This is a genomic window from Nostoc sp. MG11 (assembly GCF_014904695.1).
In the GTDB taxonomy this organism is placed as follows: domain Bacteria; phylum Cyanobacteriota; class Cyanobacteriia; order Cyanobacteriales; family Nostocaceae; genus Komarekiella.
Genome location: NZ_JACXXN010000003.1, coordinates 65,516 through 87,238, shown reverse-complemented (window position 1 = coordinate 87,238; position 21,723 = coordinate 65,516). Strand labels below are relative to the sequence as shown.

Below are 21,723 nucleotides of genomic sequence, written 5' to 3'. Positions count from 1 at the left end.
AACACAGGTTTGGCTTGATTGCCAGATAAAAGTTGCCCAATATCCTTACTCATCAAAGTAAAAATGCGTTGATTATTTGTTTCTAGAACACCGATTCAGTATTCAAGATAGGGACGAGAAAAACCGATTATTTCGTAGAGACGTTGCATTGCAATATCTCTACAGTCAACGATAATTGGTCGTTTTACCGAAAAGAAATCGGGTTTTTGCGATTACTGAATCGATGCTCTAGGATCTCAAGTCTTTTTAAGTTGGTAATAAATAGATAATAAGAAAATCTTAAAAGCAGAGCATTAGTCTACAATAATCTCTGAATATCAGATATCATACTACCAAAATAATTGGTAAACAGTAGCAATTACTACAATAAAATTATTGTAAAAAATAGTCTATAGATTTTACTTAAGAATGCTCACAATGGCTGCAATTAATGCAGCTGGCTCTACTGGTTTAGCGAGATGGCGTTGAAATCCTGCCGCGATCGCCCTTTGCTCATTTATTTCTCCAGCGTAGGCACTCAAAGCAATTGCTGGAATGTTTCTGCCTTGGTCAGACTTTAAGCTTCGCACTCGCCGCATTAGCATATACCCGTCCATCTCTGCCATGCCAATATCGCTCACCAACACGCTTGGCTGAAACTGAGCTAAAGTAGCCAGGGCTTCAGCAGCCGAAGCCACAGCAATTACATGTGCTTTTTCCTGCTCTAGTATAAAACTGATATACTCCCGCATATCAGCCATGTCATCCACTACTAAAACCGTAACGCCCTGCAAATCTGGACAAGGTTGAGATTCCCTGATTTGTTGATGCATTCTTAGTTGTTGCTGCATCAGCGGAAGTTTGACAGTGAAGGTGGCTCCCTGTCCTTCTCCAAAGCTTTCTGCCTGAACTGTACCGCCGTGCAACTCGACGATTTGGCGGACGATCGCTAATCCTAACCCTAAGCCACCAAACTTTCGAGTCGTAGCACTATCTGCTTGTCGGAAATACTCAAACACATGGGGAAGAAAGTTAGGATGGATACCTTTGCCAGTGTCGCTGACTAGAATTTGAGCATCACAATCAACGCGCTCTAATCGCACCTCTACTTTTCCTGCTTGAGGTGTGAACTTGACGGCATTCGAGACAAGATTCCAGATCACCTGCTGTAGGCGACCTGCATCGCCTAAGATTTGTCCAATATCCGGTTTTAGTACCGTTTGAATTTGAATGGATTTGGCTTCTGCTGCCAGTCGCACAGTCTCCAATGCGGCTGTAATAGTCATAGCAAGATTGATTGGAGCGACATTCAAGCTAAGTTTACCCTGTAAGATGCGAGAAACATCAAGCAGGTCTTCAATTAGTTGCACCTGGAGTCTAGCATTCCGCTCGATCGTTTCCAGTGCATAGGTTGTTTTCCGCTCATCTAGCTTGCGAGATTGCAGCAACTTTGACCATCCCAAAATCGGGTTCAGGGGCGTGCGGAGTTCATGGGATAGCACAGCCAAAAACTCATCTTTGACCCGATTTGCTGCCTCAGCTGTCTCTCGTGCAGCTTGTTCCCGTACTAATAGTTTTTCACGCTCTGCCTCCGCGCATTTGCGTTCGGTAATATCACGCGCAACACAATAGAGCAGCTTTTGCTCTAGGAAAGGGGCAACACTCCACAAAATCCAGCGGTAGGAGCCATCTCGACAGCGGTAACGGTTCTCAAAACCACTGGTCTGGATACCTTGGGCTAGCTTTTGCGCTTCAACTTGCGTCGCAGCCTGATCATCTGGATGAACAAACTCAATGTAAGGCTGTGTGGTTAATTCTTCTAAGGTATAGCCGAGCGTTTTAGTCCAAGCCGAGCTAGCCTGTAGAAAGTACCCATCAGTATTAACGATTGCCAGCATATCACGGGAAAGTTGAAAGAAGCGATCGCGGTCTTCTTCGGCTTTCCTGCGCTCGGTAATGTCTGCGAGTGCGCCGGGAAAAGCGACTGGTTTACCAGCGGTGTCATATTCAACATGACCTCGTGCAGTAACCCACCGCTCCTCGCCAGTGGCAGTATAAACGCGGTACTCAGCCAGATATTCCTCACCCGTGGCGATCGCCTGGTTAATTGCCACTAAGACGCGTGGTCGGTCTTCCTCGTGCATAGCACGCAAAAACATCTCAATCGGCAATCCCTTTGCTGCACTTTCTGGGTCTAATCCAAACAAGTGAGCAAAAGCTGCATCTATAGTAATTCGGTCTTCGAGAAGATTCCACCGCCAAGTATAAACCGCTCCAGCCAACAAAGCAGACTCTAATTGTACATGAGCTTCCCGGAGATCTTCTTGTGTTTGCTTACGATTGGTGATTTCCGTGACAAAGATGATAACTCCGCTTTCTGAAGGGTAGACACGGTTTTCAAACCAACGTTGCCAGTGGGAATAAAAGTATTCAAACTGGGTAGGAGTTTGCTCAACAACAACGCGATGCAACTCGCTGTAAAACTGGCTATTTATCATTTCCGGGAACAAGTCCCAAATGCTTTGTCCGATTAGTTCTTCCCTGGATTTGCCAGTCACTTCCAGCACGCGATCATTGACGTAAGTGTAGCGCCACTCCCCATCAAGTCTAAAAAATTGGTCGCTAAGGCTCATCAAAACGCCATCCAAGCTTGTTTTGGCAGCTTGCGCCTCCATTCGCAGTTCTTGCTCGTGGTGCATTGCCTCCTGAAGCTGTCGATTCACCTCCTTTAATTCTTGAGCACGGAGATAAACCTCTGCCTCCATAAGTTCAGAGTGACTTCGCAACGCCTGATTTTCTAAATATTGTTCATTGCGCTGCTGTCGAAGCTGCACAAATTCAGTCACGTCCTGAACCTGGTGAATAATGTAAGCAACCTCCTGGTTTTCTCCCAACACAGGTGAATTGACCGGACTCCAGTAGCGTTCTTCAAAACCACCGCCTTGAGACTCTGGACGGGGAATATCATATTTCTGAACTGCCATCACGTCGCTGGTTCGGCTCTGGATTACTGCCTTTAAGGAAGTTTGGAGGTTGCGGACTCCACTCGCGGTAGGATCATTAGGGTTGTCGGGAAACACTTCAAAAATGCCGCGACCCAAAATTTCTTCTCGTTGGGTCATTGTTGCCTGCAAGTAAGCGTTGCTGACTGCAATGATCCTAAACTTAGATAAGTCGGCTGCTAGCACGAGATACAAGCCGGGAACCGCCTCAAACAGGGCGCGAAAATCAATAGATGCAGCAGGCCCATTCTGCTCAGATACAGTTAGAGATGGATCGTGATGCTCAAAACTCATAAATCTAGAAGGCTGAACCAGCAGTGACCATAAACCTGAAATTTTGTTACATCCAGTTTGCAGCTATGACGCAATGGAAGATCAGTAGTGAAGGATAGCAGCATCCTAGTACTAGGTTGAACTAGCTTGCGAAAACGGTTTGGTTACTCCGTAGTCACGCCAGTTCAGCTTCAGTTTGTTGCAATCGATTCAACAAAGTTTGAAAAGCTGAAGTTTCATGCATAATAATTTCAGCTTTGCCATTTACCTTTAGAACTAATGACGTTTAAAATCAGTAAGCGTTCAGATATTCTTGATTGAAATCATAGTGGCTTTAGCAGTCAATTTAGATCGAATTTAACACTTAATCACCCAGAAGCTTCGTTATATCATTTCTGCGCTTTTTGTGCTAATTGTTATTATTAATTTACAACTTAAACATTATAGATGACTGATATATAGTAGTTTTCACTTGAGTTAGATACGAGAAGAAATAATTCACCACAGATGAAGACAACGAAAAGTTCTGGAGGCGCAGAGAAGTCTGCGCGTCCGGGTTTTACGGCGCAAAACTTTTCAAGCTAGATAAATTTATACCTCAGCAAATTAGGAAACGCTATATCTGTCCCAGATGCACCAGCCATTCTTTTAATGTCACTATTTAAATTTGCAACAAGCCAGCGATCGCCTGCGGTAGCGGCAATACAATCAAAACTAACAAAGCCATTGCCAGTAAACCTAAAATGTCACGTCCGTTATCCAATTCGGTGACATCATTCAGCGCAGGTTCATCAATCAACGGTATGAATAATAAGATAATTGCCCACAACAGAAATTCATCTTGGACTAACGAAAGTACTAGTAACAACAAACGAGAAATTTGACCAATTGCCATTGCGGTTCGTTGCCCAAAAATCGCATGAACGATGTGACCCCCATCTAGTTGTCCTACTGGCATTAAATTCAATGCTGTAACAATCAGACCCAAAAAACCCGCTACTGCCAAGGGATGTAAATCAATAGCTGATTTTGACGTTAATTGACTACCTAAAGCCAACTTCGAGAGCAACGCTAGTAAAATTGAATATCTGGGATTGAGGGCATCAAAGTTCAACAGACCTGTTTTCTCAGTGAGGGGAACCATTTCTGAATTAGCCAAGCCCCATATTAGTAATGGCAAACTTGCAATAAAGCCTGCAATTGGCCCAGCAATGCTAACGTCAAATAAAGCTTTACGGTTGGGAATCGGACTACGCATCTGAATAAATGCGCCAAAAGTTCCCAAGAAAAAAGGCATGGGGATAAAATAAGGTAGCGTCGAGCGAATTTTGTAGAATCTTGCTGTTAAATAGTGACCAAGTTCGTGAATGCCCAAAATAGTCATTAGTCCTAAAGCATAGGGCAATCCCTTCAAAAGGACAGTTGGGTCAGATTCCAGTGTCGTTGGCTCAACACCAGCAATTTTCGCTCCCACCAAAGTAGTAGTAACCAAAGTAGCTGCTAGCAGCAAAAGTGCTAATCCTGGTCGAGTTAACTTTTCTGGGTTGCGTTGTAAATTTCCCTCTTTAGCAGCTTGAGTGTTAGGAACCAGCACAAAGAAGGGTTTACCATTCAAACCTTCTTGAAAGATTAGCAAGAAGCGATCGCCAAATTGTGCTTCAACATTTGCCTTAATCTGCTGGTAAGCATTATTTGGTGTAGTTCGTAACTGACCTCGGCAGACTACCGCTTGGGGTCGATACTCAATGTTTTGGACGTAGTATGTAGACCAGGAAAAACAATTTCGCAGCTGGGTTTCTTCTGTTGGCTCAATGGGACGCACTGGTGCTGTTTCTGCTATGGGATGGGTCGCCGACTGTGATTCCGGGGCTTGGGCTTGGGTCTGTGTGTCCCTTGGTGCTTGACGTCCCCATTGAAACAACAGCCAGTATAGCAGCAGGCACACAACTGACGGCCAAATGAGCAGCGATGGCGGCGGTGGTTGCTTGGCCCCATACATCAGCGTCCATCCGCTCAATACAAATGCGGGTGTCATTAACACCAGCCATAATAACCACACTGGTGTTCGGGTGATATGAGCGACGCTGCGCTGCACCATTAAATAAGTAGCCAGCCCCAGTAAAAGGAGAAACCAAAATGCCATGTTATCTTCAGTAATTTTGATAGAATATCATGCCTGTATGATGAGTACCACAGTACTAATTACAAGGCAGACTTCAAACTCCGATCTTTTCAACAACGGTTAATAGTGCTAGTTATCTCTCAAGTTGCAATTCTTCAGAATTTCCACACTTTAACCTGATTATCCACAACTCCTCAATTTCGGCTTTTTTCTCATGTGCCCCTTACCTCAACAGCCAAGTCATACAGCTAAGCCACCACGGGCTGTGTTCTCTCACGAAGCTCAAGGTTCATTCTCTAATGAGAACTTCGCGCCTGAGAGCATTTTTGCCTTTCCACCAAATCGGGACACGTTAGGGGGAACCTCTTACTTTATTGTAAGAAATGAAGGCAATATCCTCATAGATTGCCCTGCTTTAGAACAAACAAATCAGGATTTTTTGCGATCGCATGGAGGCGTACGTTGGTTATTCCTCACTCATCGAGGTGCTATTGGCAAGACAGCACAAATCCAACAAACCTTTGACAGCGAGATTCTCATCCAAGAGCAAGAGGCTTATTTATTACCAGGCTTAACCGTAACTACCTTTAGTCAAGAATTAACTCTCAATTCAACAATACAAGTGATTTGGACACCAGGTCATACTCCTGGATCATCTTGCCTTTACTACAGTAACCTGGGAGGTATGCTGTTTTCTGGACGCCATTTAGTCCCCAATCAGCAGGGCAAACCAGTACCATTGCGATCGGCAAAAACCTTTCACTGGCCCCGACAAATTAAAAGTCTTCGGCTCCTCTTTGAGCGCTTTACACCAGAAACTCTCCAGTATATTTGTCCCGGTGCTAATACGGGTTTTCTTAGAGGCAAACGTGTAATAGATCAAGCTTATCAGCGCCTTGCCTGCTTAGATTTACAGGCTTTGCTTCAGTCACAACCCATCCTGTGAGGGACTGAGTATTGGGGATTAGGGACTAGAAACTATTAAGAAAGAGGGGTAAAAGGTGAGCCAGCGCGGTTTTCTCTACGAGACGCTGCTTTGTAGCTTGCTTCCCCGTAGAGGTACACTTAGAGCGACGTAAGAGCGTTAACCCGAAGGGGTTAAAGGGTAAAGGGATGATTTTTACCTTTCCCTTTCCCCAATGCCCCATGCCCAATTCCCAATCACGCCTTTCCCGCTACTACTGAGTCTTTGACCAAAAGTTCCACCGCCGCTTGATATTGTAGATCTGCTTGAGTGCCAATCTTTTCACGGTTAATCAGCTCTTGGGAAACTACTTTGTCTGGCTTAATACCTAGTTTGTTAATATCTCGGTGCTTGGGGGTTTCGTACTTAGCGATTGTTACTGCCAAGCCTGAACCATCTGATAATTCAAATAAGGATTGGATTAGGCCTTTACCAAAGGTGGTTTCGCCTACTAGTTGAGCACGACCATTATCTTGCAGTGCGCCGGCCAGAATTTCACTAGCGCTAGCAGTTCCTTGATTCACCAAAAGCACTAGAGGATCTTCTGTCAGCGGTGGGCCAAAGGCTTCAAAACTTCCTTGAATGCCTTGCCGATTAACGGTATAGACTATAGTCCCGGAGTCTAACCATAAGCGAGCAATTTCAATTCCTGATTGCAATAGCCCCCCAGGATTATTTCGTAAATCCAAAACGTAGGCAGCAGCGCCTTTTTTTTCTAGACTAGAAATAGTGTGCGCCAATTCCATTGAGGCGTTGGCGTTGAATTGAGTTAGGCGAATGTAGCCAATGGGTGTACCTTCTGGGGAAACACGTAATTCTGATACTACAGGGTTAAGAGCAATGCGATCGCGCGTAACTCTAATTTCTGTTTCTCCCTCTCCGTCTCGTTCGATTAAGAGAGTCACAAGACTGCCAATTGGCCCGCGCATCCTGGTCGCAGCTTCATCGAGAGTCAAATTTTCAGTGGAAGTACCCTCAATTTTGATGATGCGATCGCGTGGTCTAATCCCGGCTTTATCTGCTGGGGAACCTTCTATAGGAGCTACTACTTCTAATTTACCAGTATCAGGATTCAAAGCAATTTGCAACCCCACCCCCGTCAGTTCTCCAGAAGTATTTACTTGTAAACTGCGGTATTGCTCTGGGTCTAAAAAGCGGGTAAACGGGTCGTTGAGACTCTTGAGCATCTTCTGAATTGCTCCATAAGCGGCTTGATTGTCTTGCAGCGGCTTCTCTAGAGCTTTTTGCCTGACTGCTGCCCAGTTTTGATGATTAAATGTCTCATCTAGATAAGTGCGATTGACAATTCGCCAAACTTCTGAAACAAGTTTTTGTTCCCCCGTCAAAGCCGCTGCTGGTTGAATAAGTGTGCCCAGCGCCAACCAAACCGTCACTAACAATGAAAATCCTAACCGAAAAGCTTTTGTGTGCATGAACCCCATTTTAAATTCCACCTCAACCCAAATTGCCTAGAACTGCCCAGTTACCTTGTTGTTTATGAAATCTATCTCTCGACTATGTTACTTTTTTTATAGAAGTGGTGCATTGCTCTCATCTAGTTGTTTCCTCAACTGGTGCAAGTAGATCCCACTCACTAGACGATAAAATCTACTTTGTTACCACCATTTTTGGTGCTAGGTTGCAAAGAGATAGCAATATATTCGGTGTTTACAGAGTGTTAAGTTCCTTAAAACTTTGACCGCTCTGAAAGCTGACAAACAAACGAACAGATTCCTCTTTGCTAAAATCCCAAAATTGCTAATTGGGAGAGAAGTCTGAGCGGAGCGAAAAGCCAGATGGTCGGTTTGCGAGAACTCTGAGTGTCGGATAGAGGCAAACAGAAATTCAGTGTCCGATCTGGACTTTTCAATCTGAGGCTTGCGACCATCGAAATTTTTTCTATGGTCGAGGCTAGGCGAACGATCGCCGATTCAGAACTTCGGAATTTATCAACCGCAACCGCTTTTTAGGAACTTGAGATTGTATGGCCAACGTTTATGACTGGTTCGAGGAACGCTTAGAGATTGAGGCGATCGCTGAAGACGTTACTAGCAAGTATGTCCCTCCCCACGTCAATATCTTTTACTGCCTGGGTGGAATTACCCTAACTTGCTTTTTGATCCAGTTTGCAACTGGATTTGCGATGACATTCTACTACAAGCCAACTGTAGCCGAAGCTTACTCCTCAGTAGAGTACATCATGAATGAAGTCAACTTCGGTTGGCTAATTCGCTCCATTCACCGCTGGTCTGCCAGCATGATGGTGCTGATGATGATTTTGCACACCTTTCGAGTTTACCTAACCGGTGGTTTCAAAAAGCCCCGTGAATTGACTTGGATAAGTGGTGTTATCCTGGCTGTAATCACCGTTTCCTTTGGCGTCACTGGCTATTCTCTGCCTTGGGATCAAGTAGGATACTGGGCTGTGAAAATTGTCAGCGGCGTACCAGAAGCAATTCCCGTTGTCGGCGTTCTTATCTCTGACCTGCTACGCGGCGGTTCAAGTGTTGGTCAAGCAACCTTAACTCGCTACTACAGCGCACACACCTTTGTATTGCCTTGGTTGATTGCAGTCTTCATGCTGTTTCACTTCTTAATGATCCGCAAGCAAGGCATTTCCGGCCCTTTGTAATCTCAGCTATCAGCGAAAGGCAACAAATATCAGTTCCAAGATGGAGTTGTTTGTTCTAAACTTATGAAAAATAAGAATTTAGTGACAGATAAGTTACACAAAGACGAACACTTGCATCTTAAACTGAAAGCTGTAAAAGCCCTGGGGCGGCTTGCCTAATAGCTAATAGCTTTCACAAATGCTTTAACTTAATTTAAGCAGGAGAGCACATTTAAATATGGCAACACAGAAAAAACCTGACCTTAGCGATCCGAAGTTAAGAGCTAAACTCGCTCAAGGTATGGGTCACAACTACTACGGTGAACCAGCTTGGCCTAATGACCTACTTTACGTATTTCCAATAGTGATCATGGGTTCCTTTGCTGCGATCGTGGCTCTAGCTGTGCTAGATCCTGCTATGACAGGTGAACCAGCAAATCCTTTCGCCACCCCATTGGAAATTCTGCCAGAGTGGTACTTATATCCGGTCTTCCAGATTTTGCGATCGCTTCCTAATAAACTCTTAGGAGTGTTAGCAATGGCGTCCGTACCTCTGGGACTGATCCTCATTCCGTTTATTGAGAATGTTAATAAGTTCCAGAACCCCTTCCGTCGTCCAGTTGCGACCACGGTGTTTCTCTTTGGTACTCTTGTTACCCTGTGGCTAGGTATTGGTGCAGCCCTCCCATTAGATAAATCTTTGACCTTGGGACTGTTCTAAATTAGTCACCACAAAGTGCTTTGACGCCTGTGAGTTTCAAGAGCATGTGCAGATGTGCTTTTGAGAAAAATCAACAGGCGTCAATTTTAATAGTCTAGGTTGCATCTTGGATTTTAAGTTTTGGATGGAAAAGCTATTCCAAAAGCTAAAATCATTAAAAGCTAACAAACACAAACAATTCTCACTTAACTTAATTCAAGTCACGGTCAATGCTTAGCATAGTGGAGCAAGACCATCTGACGGTGAAGAGCGAACTCAAGCTCCTAAACCAGGTGCAACAATGGTTTGAGCAATTTTGTCTGCAACATTTGTCTCAACTTGGCTGGTCAGAAACCCAACTTTATCGCCTCAACTTGGCATTAGCAGAAGGCTTTACCAACGCTGTTCGTCACGCTCATCATGCTTTACCCCCGGAAACAACCATTGAAATTGACGTTTATCTATGGATTGATCGGCTAGAGATTAAAATTTGGGATCATGGAAAACCTTTCAATCCTGATGCGATCGCTGAGCCTGCACCAGGTACTCTGCAAGTAGGTGGGTATGGATGGTTTCTCTTACGACGCCTAGCAGATCGTGTCGTCTACGAACGTGGTGCGGATGGTAGGAATTGTCTGCTCATCGTCAAATACTGTGTAGAAGAACAGTGAACTAATTACCCACACCATCGCTTAACGTTTTGGTGTGGGCTTACTTTTTTATTCGATAAGAGTTGATTGTTCTAATAAAATCTGGAGCAGATTGAGAATCAATCTGCTCGAGCCAGAAAAGGCTATAGTGAATTGCCCAAGCATTCAAGCATTGTAATAATTGACTCCTTTAGGCGGGTCATAAAACCAGCCCTCACCTATGTAATATTGCTTTTAGTGTTGATATCGTTCTTTGACTACTTGGTCGTACTTTTGATTATTTATTCCTATATGTATGTATAAAAAAAAATAGTTAGTACAGTAAAGTCAGCATTCGAGTTGTAGTAGCTCCTTTGCTAGGATTTGTCAGCAGTGTTGGTAGCCTGATTTTTGTTCTCCAACACGTGCTATCTAGTGCTTAAAAAGACAGAGATGTAGGGTACAAAAGATGATTAAGACAGCCCTAATTACAGGAATTACTGGTCAAGATGGCTACTATCTTAGCCGTTTGCTCCTCAATGAGGGTTATCGAGTTGTGGGATTGGTATCCCCACATCGACAACCTAATTTAACAAAACTAGGAACTCTCGCAAATCAGGTAGAAATTTACACTGTTGACTTGAGAGATAGTACAGCGCTGTTAACCGCAGTTGAACAACTCCGTCCTCAAGAAATTTATAATTTAGCGGCTCCCAGTTTCGTACCCGATTCGTGGAACGACCCCTTGGGAACCCTGGATTTAATAACTGGTACAGCTACCAGGCTATTAGAAGCTGTGCGACAAGTTGGTTTGTCTACGCGATTTTATCAAGCCAGCAGTTCAGAAATGTTTGGGGATGTTTTGCTTTCGCCTCAAGATGAAGAAACCCCCTTTTGCCCTAAAAATCCTTATGCTGCGGCAAAATTGCACGCTCACTGGACAATGGTGCATCACCGACAGCGCTATGGTCTATTTGCCTGTAGTGGAATTTTGTATAATCACGAATCTCCTCTACGCCCACCTCAGTTTGTTACGCGCAAAGTTTCTTTGGCAGCTGCATCAATTAAATTGGGTTTAATCGACACCTTGGAAATGGGTAACTTGGATGCCAAACGTGACTGGGGCTTTGCAGGTGATTATGTCGAAGTGATGTGGCGGATGTTACAGGTGAATGAACCAGAAGAATACGTGATTGGTACAGGTAAGCTGCATAGTGTTAGAGAGTTAGTTGCCATAGCCTTTGAATCTGTAGGACTAGACTGGACGCAGCATGTAATTATCAATACAAATTTATTGCGGACAGATGAACATTTTCAACTGGTTGCCAACCCCAGTAAAGCCAAAAGAAACCTTGACTGGGAACCCCAAGTCAGCTTTGAGCAGCTTTTAGAGAAAATGGTAAAAACAGATTTAGAGCTTCTACAAAGCGGTGCGATCGCCTGTATAGCCCCGAAGGGTTCACCCTAGAAGAAACGAAACGGGCAGGCTTCTTGAAAGAAAGCCGGGCAAGGCGCATCAAGCGATCGCACTTTTACCGCGATTTTAAATAGACAAGTATGATAACCAATAAAGTAGCAAAAAACCTAATTTTAGGTAAAAGGTTTAACAATCAAGCTAGTCATATTTTCGTATTCTTAGAAATTTTTGCTCGTGAAGGTGGCATTCAATCTTATGTGAAGGATATTTTTCGTTCATATTTGGGATTGAGTCAAGCCAACAAAGCAGAAGTTTTTTTACTGCGAGATCGTCCTGACTGCTCAAATCCTTTTGAGTCCCAAAATTTAAAATTTCATTACTTTCAAAATCAGTCCCCCCAGATAGGGAGACTGAAAATGGCAGCGGCTTTGCTCAAGTGTTTATTACAAAACCGTCCCCAGCACGTTTTCTGTGGACACATTAACCTAGCAGTACTAGTACAAACTCTTTGCCAGCCTTTGGGCATTCCCTACACCGTCCTAACTTACGGCAAGGAAGTTTGGGAACCGCTCAAAAATCAAGAACGTCGCGCTTTATCCTCAGCATCTAAAATTTGGACAATTAGTCGTTACAGTCGCGATCGCGCTTGTGCTGCTAATGGTTTAGACCCCAACATTATTCAGATGATACCTTGTGCCATTGATGGGGATAAATTTACTCCTGGTTCTAAGCAGCTAGAATTAGTTGAGAAGTATGGCCTAACAGATGCCAAGGTGTTAATGACTGTGGCACGGCTGTGGTCAGGGGATATTTACAAAGGTGTAGATGTCACAATTCGAGCTCTACCAAAAATTGCTCAGATTTTTCCAGAAGTAAAATACTTGGTAATTGGTCGTGGCGATGACCAACCGCGATTAGCCCAGCTAGCAATAGATTTAGGTGTGAGCGATCGCATTGTTTTTGCAGGCTTTGTTCCCACAGAGCAATTAATTGAACATTACCGCCTTGCTGATGCCTACATTATGCCTTCTCAAGAAGGCTTTGGCATTGTCTATCTAGAGGCGATGGCTTGTCAGGTTCCGGTGTTATCAGGTGATGACGATGGTTCAGCTGACCCCTTGCAGGATGGTAAACTAGGGTGGCGAGTACCGCACCGCAGTCCAGATGCTGTAGCAGCAGCTTGTGTAGAAATTCTGCAAGGTAATAATCAGCGTTGTGATGGTCAGTGGTTGCGAGAGCAGGCGATCGCTCTGTTCGGTATGGATGCTTTCCAACAGCGGTTGCAACAGATGCTTCTATCCTCATTCCTAAGTCATAATGACAAATGACCAATGACCAATGACTAAACTCGCTATCCTAGAAGGAGAGCAGGACGACATTTAAAAAATGAGCTTTAAGACATTTCAATTGAATCTTTTGAATCTCCGCCCTTGGCTCACCCTACTAGCAGTTGTTTGGTTGCTGGCATCATTGGGCTTGGGTTGGTTGGTTAACTCCTTGCTAATTATTTTTGGGTTGCTGTTATTAGCACCCATTGTTGCCTTCTTTGGGTTTCGCTGGTGGCTACAACGCAACTTAGTTGCTGACCAGTGTCCCGTCTGTGGATATGAATTTACAGGTTTAAATAACAGTCAATTACAGTGTCCTAACTGTGGAGAGCCTCTGTTATTACAAAATGGTCATTTTCGGCGCTTCACACCAGAAGGTACAATTGATGTCACAGCAGTCGAAGTACCAGCAAAATCACTAGAAGATTAGCCATTAGTCATTAACAAAGGACAAATGACTATTTCTTTTGTTGCGAAATAGATAGGGTATAGCTATGTTGTTGTTGTGATAAATCGCCCACAAATAGCAAATATTTTCCTGGCTGCCAGTAACCGGAAAGTTCTAGTTTACCTCCAGAGTAACTATCCGCCAATACGCAAAAGCGTCCCCCAGGGCCATCAATTAACAGTGTTGGCTGTCCCTTACTTTCAACTGTTAATCGCAAGTAAGGCAGTGACTCTGTAACCTGGATAACTTGATTAGGTGCAGCAGTTATATTGCCACAATTACTTTTGACAGAACCTCCAGATTGTCCGTTCAAAATCAGTGGATCTGGCTGTAAATTTTGATTAATTTGGATCTGTGGTGTCTGTGCGAAACCAGCCTTGGTGAGAACCAAACTCATAGTTAAAGCTGCGGGAACAAACTTAAATAGCCTAAGCGTCTTCATTTTAATTAATGCTCCCGACTGTTTTTAGAGCAATATTGTGGTATTATACATAGTCTATTTTTTTAGACGACAGCTAACGGTGTTTGTTCCGAAAAGCGTCGTATAATTTTTTATTTTGTAACTTAATTGCTATATGACTAAATATTCAAAAATGATGCTGTACTCGGTGACTATAAGAAGTCTCATCCCAATTACTAATCCCTGACCACCTTGGTGTAAATAACTAATCACTAGTAAATTTAAGTGACATCACCTCTTGGAAGGCAACAAGAGAAAAGCATGATTTTTCTCTGCATACAAAGGTTTTGTACATATAAACATTAGCTAAAATCACTAAGAAAGCTGCCAAAAATGAGATTTGGTTGCTCTGTTGTTGAATAAGTGGCCTAGCTGAGGTAGAAAAAATTTATGAATTCTCAACCTGAAGAAGACTTGCAGCATCGCCTCGAAAAGCTAGAGGCAGAGATTAATACTCCATCTGAGGTGGTTCCCCAACTACAAGAACAAAAACAGACCCCTCAGTCTGGTGCTAGCTTTAACTTCTATCTAGAGCGATTTCAAAGCTGGTTCAACAGCTTATCTGGGACAAAAAAGTGGATATTTTCTGGTGTAGCAGTGCTAATAGGCTTTGCGATGCTGCAAGTAGTATTCAAACTGGTTGTATCTGTTGTTAGTCTGGCACTGTTGGCAGTGTTGGTGTATGTTGGATACAAATTTTTTGTATCTAGTAACTTTCAACGTAAGTAATAGTCTAATTTAACTGCGTTAGTAGCGGCGTAGAAATTAAAGTCAAAGGAAATTATACGATGGCGACCCCAATTGTGAGGAGAAGTAGTAATGAATCTAGTCGCTCAAAAGAACCGACGAGAGCCAATTCGCTGCCGTTAGCAACTAGGCGTTTTGCGGCTTGGGCAGCAGAAATCACACTAGTAGTTGCCAGTGGATTGATTCCCTTTAGCATTGGTGTGTATGCGAATTCTAGAAGCGATTTTAACCGAGTGCCACTTAATCCCGTGCTGGTAGTAACGGAAAGAGCGATCGCTAGGCCTTTGGCTTTACCTGTCAGTTATGGCATCCGTAACGTAGCATGGCCAACTAATTTCTTGTGGACATTAGCTCTATTCGCACCTGTAACTCTCTCTTGGTGGCAATTATATTTACTAGGTAAAACTGGTAGTACAATTCCCAAGCGTAGGTTGGGCGTGCGGGTTGTCAATGAGCAAGGGAAGCCGCCTGGTTTGGGAGCAGTTGTGATTAGAGAAGGAATTGGTCGTTGGGCTGTACCCACATCCATCGCCTATTTTCTGTGGCGCTATAGCTTTGCCTTTCCCAATTTAGGGCTATTCACATTTTTGGCTGTATTGATGGTATTAGGAGAAGGGATGGGCTTGCCGTTGCGCCGGGGACGTCGCGCACTGCACGATCAACTTGCAGGTACTTACGTTACCGATGCTACTCGCCCTTTGCCACCCAAAAACGAGGATGGCAAAAGCCGGAGTCAGTCTGCCAGAGACAATGAAACCGATGAATGGCAAGAGGGAAATGAGCAAGTAGCTACTGCATCAATAGCGATGTCTAGTAACACTTCCCCTACCTTGTGGCGGCGGATACAGCAAAACCCCAATCTAATTTTGTTTGGAGTGGCGTTAGTGAGCATGACTGCTGTATTAGCCACTTTAATAGGTACTCAAGTCTACATCCAAACCCAGCAAACCCAGCGGACAACTAAGCAAATTAATAGCCAACAGTTTCTCGCACTCGTCAAACAGTTAAATCCTAACTCTGGTGCTACCAATGAGGAGCGCCGGAGTGCAATTTTAGCTATGGGTAGTCTCAATGACCCGCAGGCGATCCAATTTCTAGTAGATCTTCTGGTTAACGAAACTAACCCCACTCTTTTAGATACAACTCAACAAGCTTTGGTAACTGTCGGTCTAAAAGCCATCCCTGAATTAAAAACCAAGAATCAGTTTCTAGCTGGCGAGATCGAATCTGTAGGTAACAGCGCTTCCCAAGAGCAGGAATTGAGACAAAAGCGGTTACAAATTAACCAAGGAACAATCAACAAGATTCTCGCTGTTTCCAGTGGTCAAACTAATGGTATCGATCTCAGTCGTACCCAGTTAGGTCGCAGCGGCTCCGAAGGAAGTTCCTTTTTCAACTTAGTATTAGACAATGTTGATTTATCTGGCATTAAGTTCAAATCTACAAATCTTAACCAAGCCAGTTTTAAGGGTAGTCGCTTTCGGGGCGTGGGTGAGGATGGACGCTGGGATACCTACGACGATACGATCGCCAATTTGAGCCAAGCTCAGTTGAAGCAAGCTAATCTGACTGATGCTAATCTTAGCCGCGTCTTGATGAATGGTAGCGATTTAAGCCGCGCCACTCTCAATAGAGCAAACTTATCTGATGCGCGTCTAGTTGATGCGAACCTCAGTAGTACTCAGCTAGTGGGAGCCGATATGCATCGCGCAGTCTTAGAAAATGCTAGCTTGACTGGGGCTGATTTAGGTGACGCCAAATTGAACGAAGCCAATTTGTACGCAGCTCGTTTAGGTCGTGTGATTGCAATAGGAACAATATTATCTCACGCCAACTTAACCAAAACCGACTGGCAAGGAGCAGATTTATCAGGAGCCTATTTGGATCATGCTAATCTGAGCAATGCCAACTTAAGCGCTACTCGTCTAACTGGTGCTGTCTTGCGCTCTGCCTATATGGAAAACGCCAACTTGCGGAATGCTGACCTGAGTCTTGTAGATTTACAAGGAGCAAATGTAGCAGGAGCAGATTTTCAGGGGACAATTCTCGCTCCTAGCAAACAAGATCCAGCGGATCAATTTGTACAAACTCCAGATACCGGCTCACAGTCTGCTGTAGTACAAGGAGTTGATTTTAGTCAAGCCAAAAATTTAGATGCCAAGCAACTGGCTTACATTTGTACTCAAGGAGGCATTCATCCCCGTTGCCCATAAAATGAGGTGGGGAGTAGGGGAGTAGGGGAGCAGGGGAGCACAAGGGGAATAAATTACTGACTCTTGACCTTTGACCCTTGACAAATGAAAAAATCAAAAATGGTGTGAGGAGTAGGGTAATGAAATATTTTCCTTGTTGGGTTTCAGTTGTGGGAGCTAGCTTGATGTTGAATCTGGCTATTAGCAATCAAGCAGCACAGGCTCAAGTAGCATACGGGAGTTATGTTGGTATAGGGCCGACTGTTGGTATTACTGACGGTATCCAATTGGGCGGAGTTGTAGCAGCCCGCTACAAGCTGCTGGAAGCACCAATTTCTTTCCGCGCCCAAGCTTTAATAGGACAAAATACAGCAATTGTACCAACGGTTTCTTATGACCTCCCTCTTAACTGGCATACAGATGCCTACTTAGGAGCTGGGTTGGTGTTGGCTGGTGGTGGTAACTCTTCTCCTGTGGGCGACAAAATTAGTTTTGCCTTACAGCCGGGAGTTGATTACGTTGTCCCAAATAGTAATACTGTGATTTTTGGCAACGCTATCATTGCTTTTGATGCTTATCGTGACAGCGGTGGTGCAGCTGTTTCCGTACAGGGTGGTGTTGGCTTGAGATTTTAATTGACAATTAGCAAAGCTCACGAATTTTTCACAGGTAAGGCTGAGTACCAATTTCCGCATATATTTCATATTGTTTATATTAGCGATCGCTCCCCTTGGCTGCAAATCCGAGGGGAGTTTACAAGTTAACGTGAGTAAATTCCACAGCTACTATCAATAACTGGAGAGTGTTGGAATCAATAAACTCAGATTTTACTTGAGCCAGTCTTTGTCTAGCCGCAATGCATATTTTGATAGTTTTATCTAGCGATGAACTTCGTACGCTGGGTTAAAGATTTCTTATTGTTTATATAAGGCTTGCTCATCCTTTTATTGTGAGGATTAAGAGTAATGATGAGTAGTATAAAAAGTATTCCTTTTAAATGTTTTGACTAAACCACAAGCTGCATATTGATAAAATTACAGAATTTTTTTATATATGAATACTTGAGTGCCTGATTATGTGGTAAATATCTTACCTAAATATGCAGAAAATCTTTAGCTGTAGGGTTTTTGAAATACAGAGGTAAAATAAAAATATATAGATAGCGATCGCTCATTCAAGCCCTACCCTTATAGCAATCCCCTATTTTCCAAGCGCGTTGTAGTCAGGAGGGCAAGATACTAGCATATCTATAGACAAAGAAACCAGCCCTCATATCTTATGTCTAGTAAAAATCTTTGGGCTGTTTACTTTAGATTCTATGCAGTATAAACTAGTTAAGTTTATTTGCATTTAGTAACTTACGTTAGTTTCCTGATAGGTTACAAATCATAAACCATCTATCGCAAATTTAACCAAAATTTTTTCTAACTTTAAAATCCAGAGGTATAAATGACTATTACTAATTCTAACAAACAAACAAATGAATTTAATGAATATAAAGTGCTCAGAGATAAACCACATTGGCCAGGGCAACCCATAATTGATACTGCTGTCAAAGGTCGAGATCCCAAGATGCTAGATACTACAACTGATAGTTCTATTTTCAATGGTTTAAATCGCGGTCGAGTTGCTATTTTTATTGATGGTTTAAACTTACTTCATACAGCTTTACAACTCGGCATTGAAATTGATTATCTTAAATTGCTTTGTCGTTTAACTAATAGTTCACGACTGTTGCGGGCTTTTTTCTATATTGGCGTTGATTTCACCAATGAAAAGCAGCAAGGTTTTCTATTGTGGATGCGGCGTCATGGCTATCGTGTAGTTACCAAAGATATAGTTTTGCTAGCAGATAATTTAAAAAAACCAAATTTAAACATTGAAATTGCTGTAGATATGATCAATTTAGCTCCCTACTACGATACTGCGGTTTTAGTTAGTGGAGATGGAGATCTAGCCTACGCTGTAAACGCTGTCAGCAGAATGGGCGATCGAGTAGAAGTAGTTAGTCTACGAACAATGACTAGCGACAGTTTGATTGATGTTGCTGATTGCTTTATTGACCTCGATAGTATTAAAAAGCATATTCAAAAAGATACTAATCTAGGCTATAGTTATCGAGCACCATCAAATTCAAACCTTTAAATTTAAGTCTAAAATCCATCGCAGTCTACACTAAATTATTGCAAAAGCCTTAATAAGTTTTTGGAGTAAAATCGTAAACCAAGAAATTATTCTGTGTATTTTGCTCAACTCTAAATGAGATGGATATTTTAATAGTTGAAGACGAACCAGAAATTGCTCATTTAATCCAACTTTCTTTAGAAAAAGAAGGATTTTTCTGTCGCATTAGCTGCGATGGCATGAATGCCTTGCAGATGTTTCAGGAGCAACAACCTGATTTAATCATCCTCGATTTAATGATTCCTGGTTTGGATGGGTTGGAAGTTTGTGCCAGAATTCGCCAAAAACCAGGTGCAAAAGATCCTTACATTTTGATGCTCACGGCTAAGGGTGAAGAAATTGATCGCGTTATTGGCTTGTCTACTGGTGCTGATGATTACATGGTCAAGCCCTTTAGTCCCAGAGAGTTGGTAGCTAGGGTGCGGGCCCTATTGCGGCGTAGCCTCCGCCAAGGAGGACAATATCAGGTCAATCGTACCCAACACTTTATAGTAGATGTAGACCAGCATACTGCCAGTCGCCAAATGGATTCTCAGCAACCAGAAATTCTGGAATTAACTACCCTAGAATTTAACTTGCTAAGCACTTTTGTCAGCAATCCCGGTCGAGTTTGGAACCGCACCCAATTAATTGACAAACTTTGGGGGGATAACTTTTTTGGTGATGAGCGTGTGGTTGATACTCATGTAGCCCGATTGCGAAAAAAGATTGAGCCTGACCCTGCAAATCCTACTTTTATTAAAACTATTGTTGGTGTGGGCTATAAGTTTGAAGATTCCCTAGTAGTGTGAGCGTCATGAAGATGGGCCTGCGTTGGACGAAGTCCTTACCTTTAGCATCGCGCCTATTTTTCTCCCACTTAGTAGTGATGATGGTGGGGGTAGCTAGTCTGGTGATTATTAGCAAAGTTTCTTCCCCCCGCTTGTTTGTCCTGCATTTGCAACGACTAGAAAATCGGGGATTTAACTTAATTGCTGTCCGTACTGAATTGGTTACAGGATTTGAACTTGCTTGGCGACGAAGCACTATTTGGTCAGTTTTAGCTGGTACTACCGCAGCCGGAGGATTGAGCTACTGGGTATCCAGACGAATTATGCAGCGATTAACCGAGATGGAACAAATCACCCAGAAATTTGCTGCTGGTCAGATGGATGCAAGATTACCTCTATCCGACATTCCAGAACTCAATAGACTAGGTGCTAGTTTTAATCGGATGGCAGCCAGTTTAGAAGGGGTGGAAGCGCGGCGGCGGGAACTGATTGGAGATATGACCCATGAACTACGGACACCGCTTACAGTAGTGCGTGGTTACTTAGAAGAACTGGCTGATGGGGAGATTGAAACGTCTCCTGAGATTTATCGGCGCTTAGCAAAAGAAACTAAGCGCTTAGAACGTTTGGTAAACGATTTACAAGAACTTTCTAAGGCTGAAGCTGGCTATTTGCCAATTAATATACAGCGAGTAAATCTGCGTCCTTTGTTAGAGTCATTAGTGGAGAAATTTAGCGACCAGCTATTAGAAGATGGACCAGTTATGCGTTTGGAATGTCCATCTGTGCTGCCTCCTGTGTTGGCAGATGTTGACCGCACAGAACAGGTATTAGTGAATCTGCTTGGTAATGCAGTGCGTTACACTACTAAGGGTTCTATTACTATTCGCACTTGGACAGAAGCATTTAAACTCTGGATTGCGGTTATGGATACAGGTATTGGTATTGCTCCAGAGAATTTACCGCATGTATTTGAGCGCTTCTGGCGAGCTGACCGATCGCGCGATCGCCATTCTGGAGGAACCGGCATTGGTTTAACTATCTCCCGCCGCTTGATTGAACTGCAAGGCGGTCAAATTCACGTAGAAAGCAAGTTGGGAACTGGCAGTACATTTCAGTTTTTTCTGCCTTTAGCTTGAGTTTAACTTTAAATCGCTGAGGGAGAGGCAATAAATGTCCAACTCGCCATATATGTTCCAACAAATATACTGGAATAATCAGCATTGCTATCAGGAACAAACCAGTCAGGAATCGCCTTCTGCTGTTCAACCCTCTTTTCCAAGCCGATTTGTATGGAGATATTTTCGTGAACAATCTTTGCCTTAGCAATTTCCAGCATTTTTTCTACTGACTTTTGCAACCACTCTGCTCGAACAAATAAACTATGAGATGGGTGATTACCATAGCAAAAAGGCACAATAATCACGAGATATCCGTTATCAGTGAGTATTTTATCCAGACAGAATTGAATAATTTCTTGATCATCTTTTTTTTCTTGAGTTTCCTTATCAACACTATGAAATAGCAGACCTGCTAGCACGACTGCATCAAATTTTTGATTTTTCTCAGCAATCTCAGGTAGAAAAAGTGATAAATCTTTGGCAATAAACTTTCTATTTGAATAGAGTTTTAAACATTGTTCAATAGCTAATTCACTGTGATCAACTCCAAGGTAGTCACATCGAGCAGGTAGATATTTGCTTAAAGCCCCATTCCCACATCCTAAATCTAATAAAGAGAATGACTTTTCTGGAAAAGCATTATCTAAAAAACCAGCAGCCGGCGTATACCGGGTAACATTTTCAGGCGCTTCAAAGTAAGAATAATAGTCATCTTGGAAACGTTCTTCCTCAGATGTTTTGCGATCGGGAATCAAGTTTTTCATTAAAAAACCTCA

19 protein-coding genes are annotated in these 21,723 nt (G+C 43.1%); 14 read left to right on the top strand and 5 right to left on the bottom strand.

The features are described from left to right. Nucleotides 1-398: 398 nt before the first annotated feature. Together HCR01_RS05675 and HCR01_RS05670 are read right to left on the bottom strand one after the other, a co-directional pair. A complete protein-coding gene (locus HCR01_RS05675) occupies nt 399-3,275 on the bottom strand; it encodes a PAS domain S-box protein (RefSeq protein WP_226889154.1) in 2,877 nt (958 codons plus the stop codon). 640 nt (nt 3,276-3,915) lie between these two features. Continuing rightward, nucleotides 3,916-5,397, bottom strand: a complete 1,482-nt coding sequence (locus tag HCR01_RS05670) for a site-2 protease family protein (protein ID WP_193195293.1) — start codon at nt 5,395-5,397, stop codon at nt 3,916-3,918. A gap of 193 nt (nt 5,398-5,590) precedes the next feature. Between HCR01_RS05670 and HCR01_RS05665 the strand changes: the two genes are divergently transcribed. Further along, the gene (locus tag HCR01_RS05665; RefSeq protein ID WP_193195292.1) at nt 5,591-6,322 is read left to right on the top strand and encodes an MBL fold metallo-hydrolase; all 732 of its coding nucleotides are present in this window, start codon (nt 5,591-5,593) and stop codon (nt 6,320-6,322) included. A gap of 215 nt (nt 6,323-6,537) precedes the next feature. On the opposite strand, the gene ctpA is transcribed toward HCR01_RS05665, so the two are convergent. Further along, nucleotides 6,538-7,782 carry a carboxyl-terminal processing protease CtpA gene (gene ctpA, locus HCR01_RS05660; protein ID WP_193195291.1) on the bottom strand — a complete coding sequence of 415 codons (1,245 nt, stop codon included), beginning with the start codon at nt 7,780-7,782 and terminating at the stop codon, nt 6,538-6,540. 542 nt (nt 7,783-8,324) lie between these two features. Here ctpA and petB point away from each other — a divergent pair. From petB to HCR01_RS05630, 6 genes are all read left to right on the top strand, one after another. Next, entirely contained in the window at nt 8,325-8,972 is a 648-nt protein-coding gene (gene petB, locus HCR01_RS05655; protein ID WP_162397445.1) for a cytochrome b6, read from the top strand. A 217-nt stretch (nt 8,973-9,189) separates the two neighbouring features. After that, the gene (petD, locus tag HCR01_RS05650) at nt 9,190-9,672 is read left to right on the top strand and encodes a cytochrome b6-f complex subunit IV (RefSeq protein ID WP_162397444.1); all 483 of its coding nucleotides are present in this window, start codon (nt 9,190-9,192) and stop codon (nt 9,670-9,672) included. A 209-nt stretch (nt 9,673-9,881) separates the two neighbouring features. Beyond that, nucleotides 9,882-10,322, top strand: coding sequence for an ATP-binding protein (locus HCR01_RS05645; protein ID WP_162397443.1), 441 nt, complete (start codon nt 9,882-9,884; stop codon nt 10,320-10,322). Between the two features lie 427 nt (nt 10,323-10,749). Continuing rightward, a complete protein-coding gene (locus HCR01_RS05640) occupies nt 10,750-11,748 on the top strand; it encodes a GDP-mannose 4,6-dehydratase (RefSeq protein WP_193195290.1) in 999 nt (332 codons plus the stop codon). Nucleotides 11,749-11,837: 89 nt separating this feature from the next. Beyond that, nucleotides 11,838-13,025 (top strand): glycosyltransferase, encoded by a 1,188-nt coding sequence (locus HCR01_RS05635; protein WP_193195289.1) that lies wholly within the window; start codon nt 11,838-11,840, stop codon nt 13,023-13,025. Nucleotides 13,026-13,083: 58 nt separating this feature from the next. Beyond that, nucleotides 13,084-13,455: a hypothetical protein gene (locus HCR01_RS05630; protein WP_193195288.1), complete on the top strand. Its 372-nt coding sequence runs from the start codon at nt 13,084-13,086 to the stop codon at nt 13,453-13,455. A gap of 28 nt (nt 13,456-13,483) precedes the next feature. On the opposite strand, the gene HCR01_RS05625 is transcribed toward HCR01_RS05630, so the two are convergent. Next, nucleotides 13,484-13,915: a hypothetical protein gene (locus tag HCR01_RS05625; RefSeq protein WP_193195287.1), complete on the bottom strand. Its 432-nt coding sequence runs from the start codon at nt 13,913-13,915 to the stop codon at nt 13,484-13,486. 408 nt (nt 13,916-14,323) lie between these two features. Here HCR01_RS05625 and HCR01_RS05620 point away from each other — a divergent pair, with 408 nt between their 5' ends. From HCR01_RS05620 to HCR01_RS05595, 7 genes are all read left to right on the top strand, one after another. Then, complete coding sequence (locus HCR01_RS05620; RefSeq protein WP_193195286.1) at nt 14,324-14,662, top strand: hypothetical protein; 339 nt, start codon at nt 14,324-14,326, stop codon at nt 14,660-14,662. Nucleotides 14,663-14,721: 59 nt separating this feature from the next. Further along, a complete protein-coding gene (locus tag HCR01_RS05615) occupies nt 14,722-16,893 on the top strand; it encodes a pentapeptide repeat-containing protein (protein ID WP_193195285.1) in 2,172 nt (723 codons plus the stop codon). Between the two features lie 119 nt (nt 16,894-17,012). Further along, a complete protein-coding gene (locus HCR01_RS05610) occupies nt 17,013-17,507 on the top strand; it encodes a hypothetical protein (protein WP_193195284.1) in 495 nt (164 codons plus the stop codon). Then, nucleotides 17,508-17,636, top strand: a complete 129-nt coding sequence (locus tag HCR01_RS39870; protein WP_264299884.1) for a hypothetical protein — start codon at nt 17,508-17,510, stop codon at nt 17,634-17,636. Nucleotides 17,637-18,321: 685 nt separating this feature from the next. Next, complete coding sequence (locus HCR01_RS05605) at nt 18,322-19,017, top strand: NYN domain-containing protein (protein WP_193195283.1); 696 nt, start codon at nt 18,322-18,324, stop codon at nt 19,015-19,017. 119 nt (nt 19,018-19,136) lie between these two features. After that, nucleotides 19,137-19,847, top strand: a complete 711-nt coding sequence (locus HCR01_RS05600) for a response regulator transcription factor (RefSeq protein WP_193195282.1) — start codon at nt 19,137-19,139, stop codon at nt 19,845-19,847. A gap of 5 nt (nt 19,848-19,852) precedes the next feature. Then, on the top strand, nt 19,853-20,965 hold the full coding sequence (locus HCR01_RS05595; protein WP_193195281.1) for a sensor histidine kinase: 1,113 nt from the start codon (nt 19,853-19,855) through the stop codon (nt 20,963-20,965). Nucleotides 20,966-20,973: 8 nt separating this feature from the next. Here the strand turns inward: HCR01_RS05595 and HCR01_RS05590 are convergent, their stop codons facing one another. After that, on the bottom strand, nt 20,974-21,711 hold the full coding sequence (locus HCR01_RS05590) for a class I SAM-dependent methyltransferase (RefSeq protein WP_193195280.1): 738 nt from the start codon (nt 21,709-21,711) through the stop codon (nt 20,974-20,976). Between the last annotated feature and the right edge of the window lie 12 nt (nt 21,712-21,723).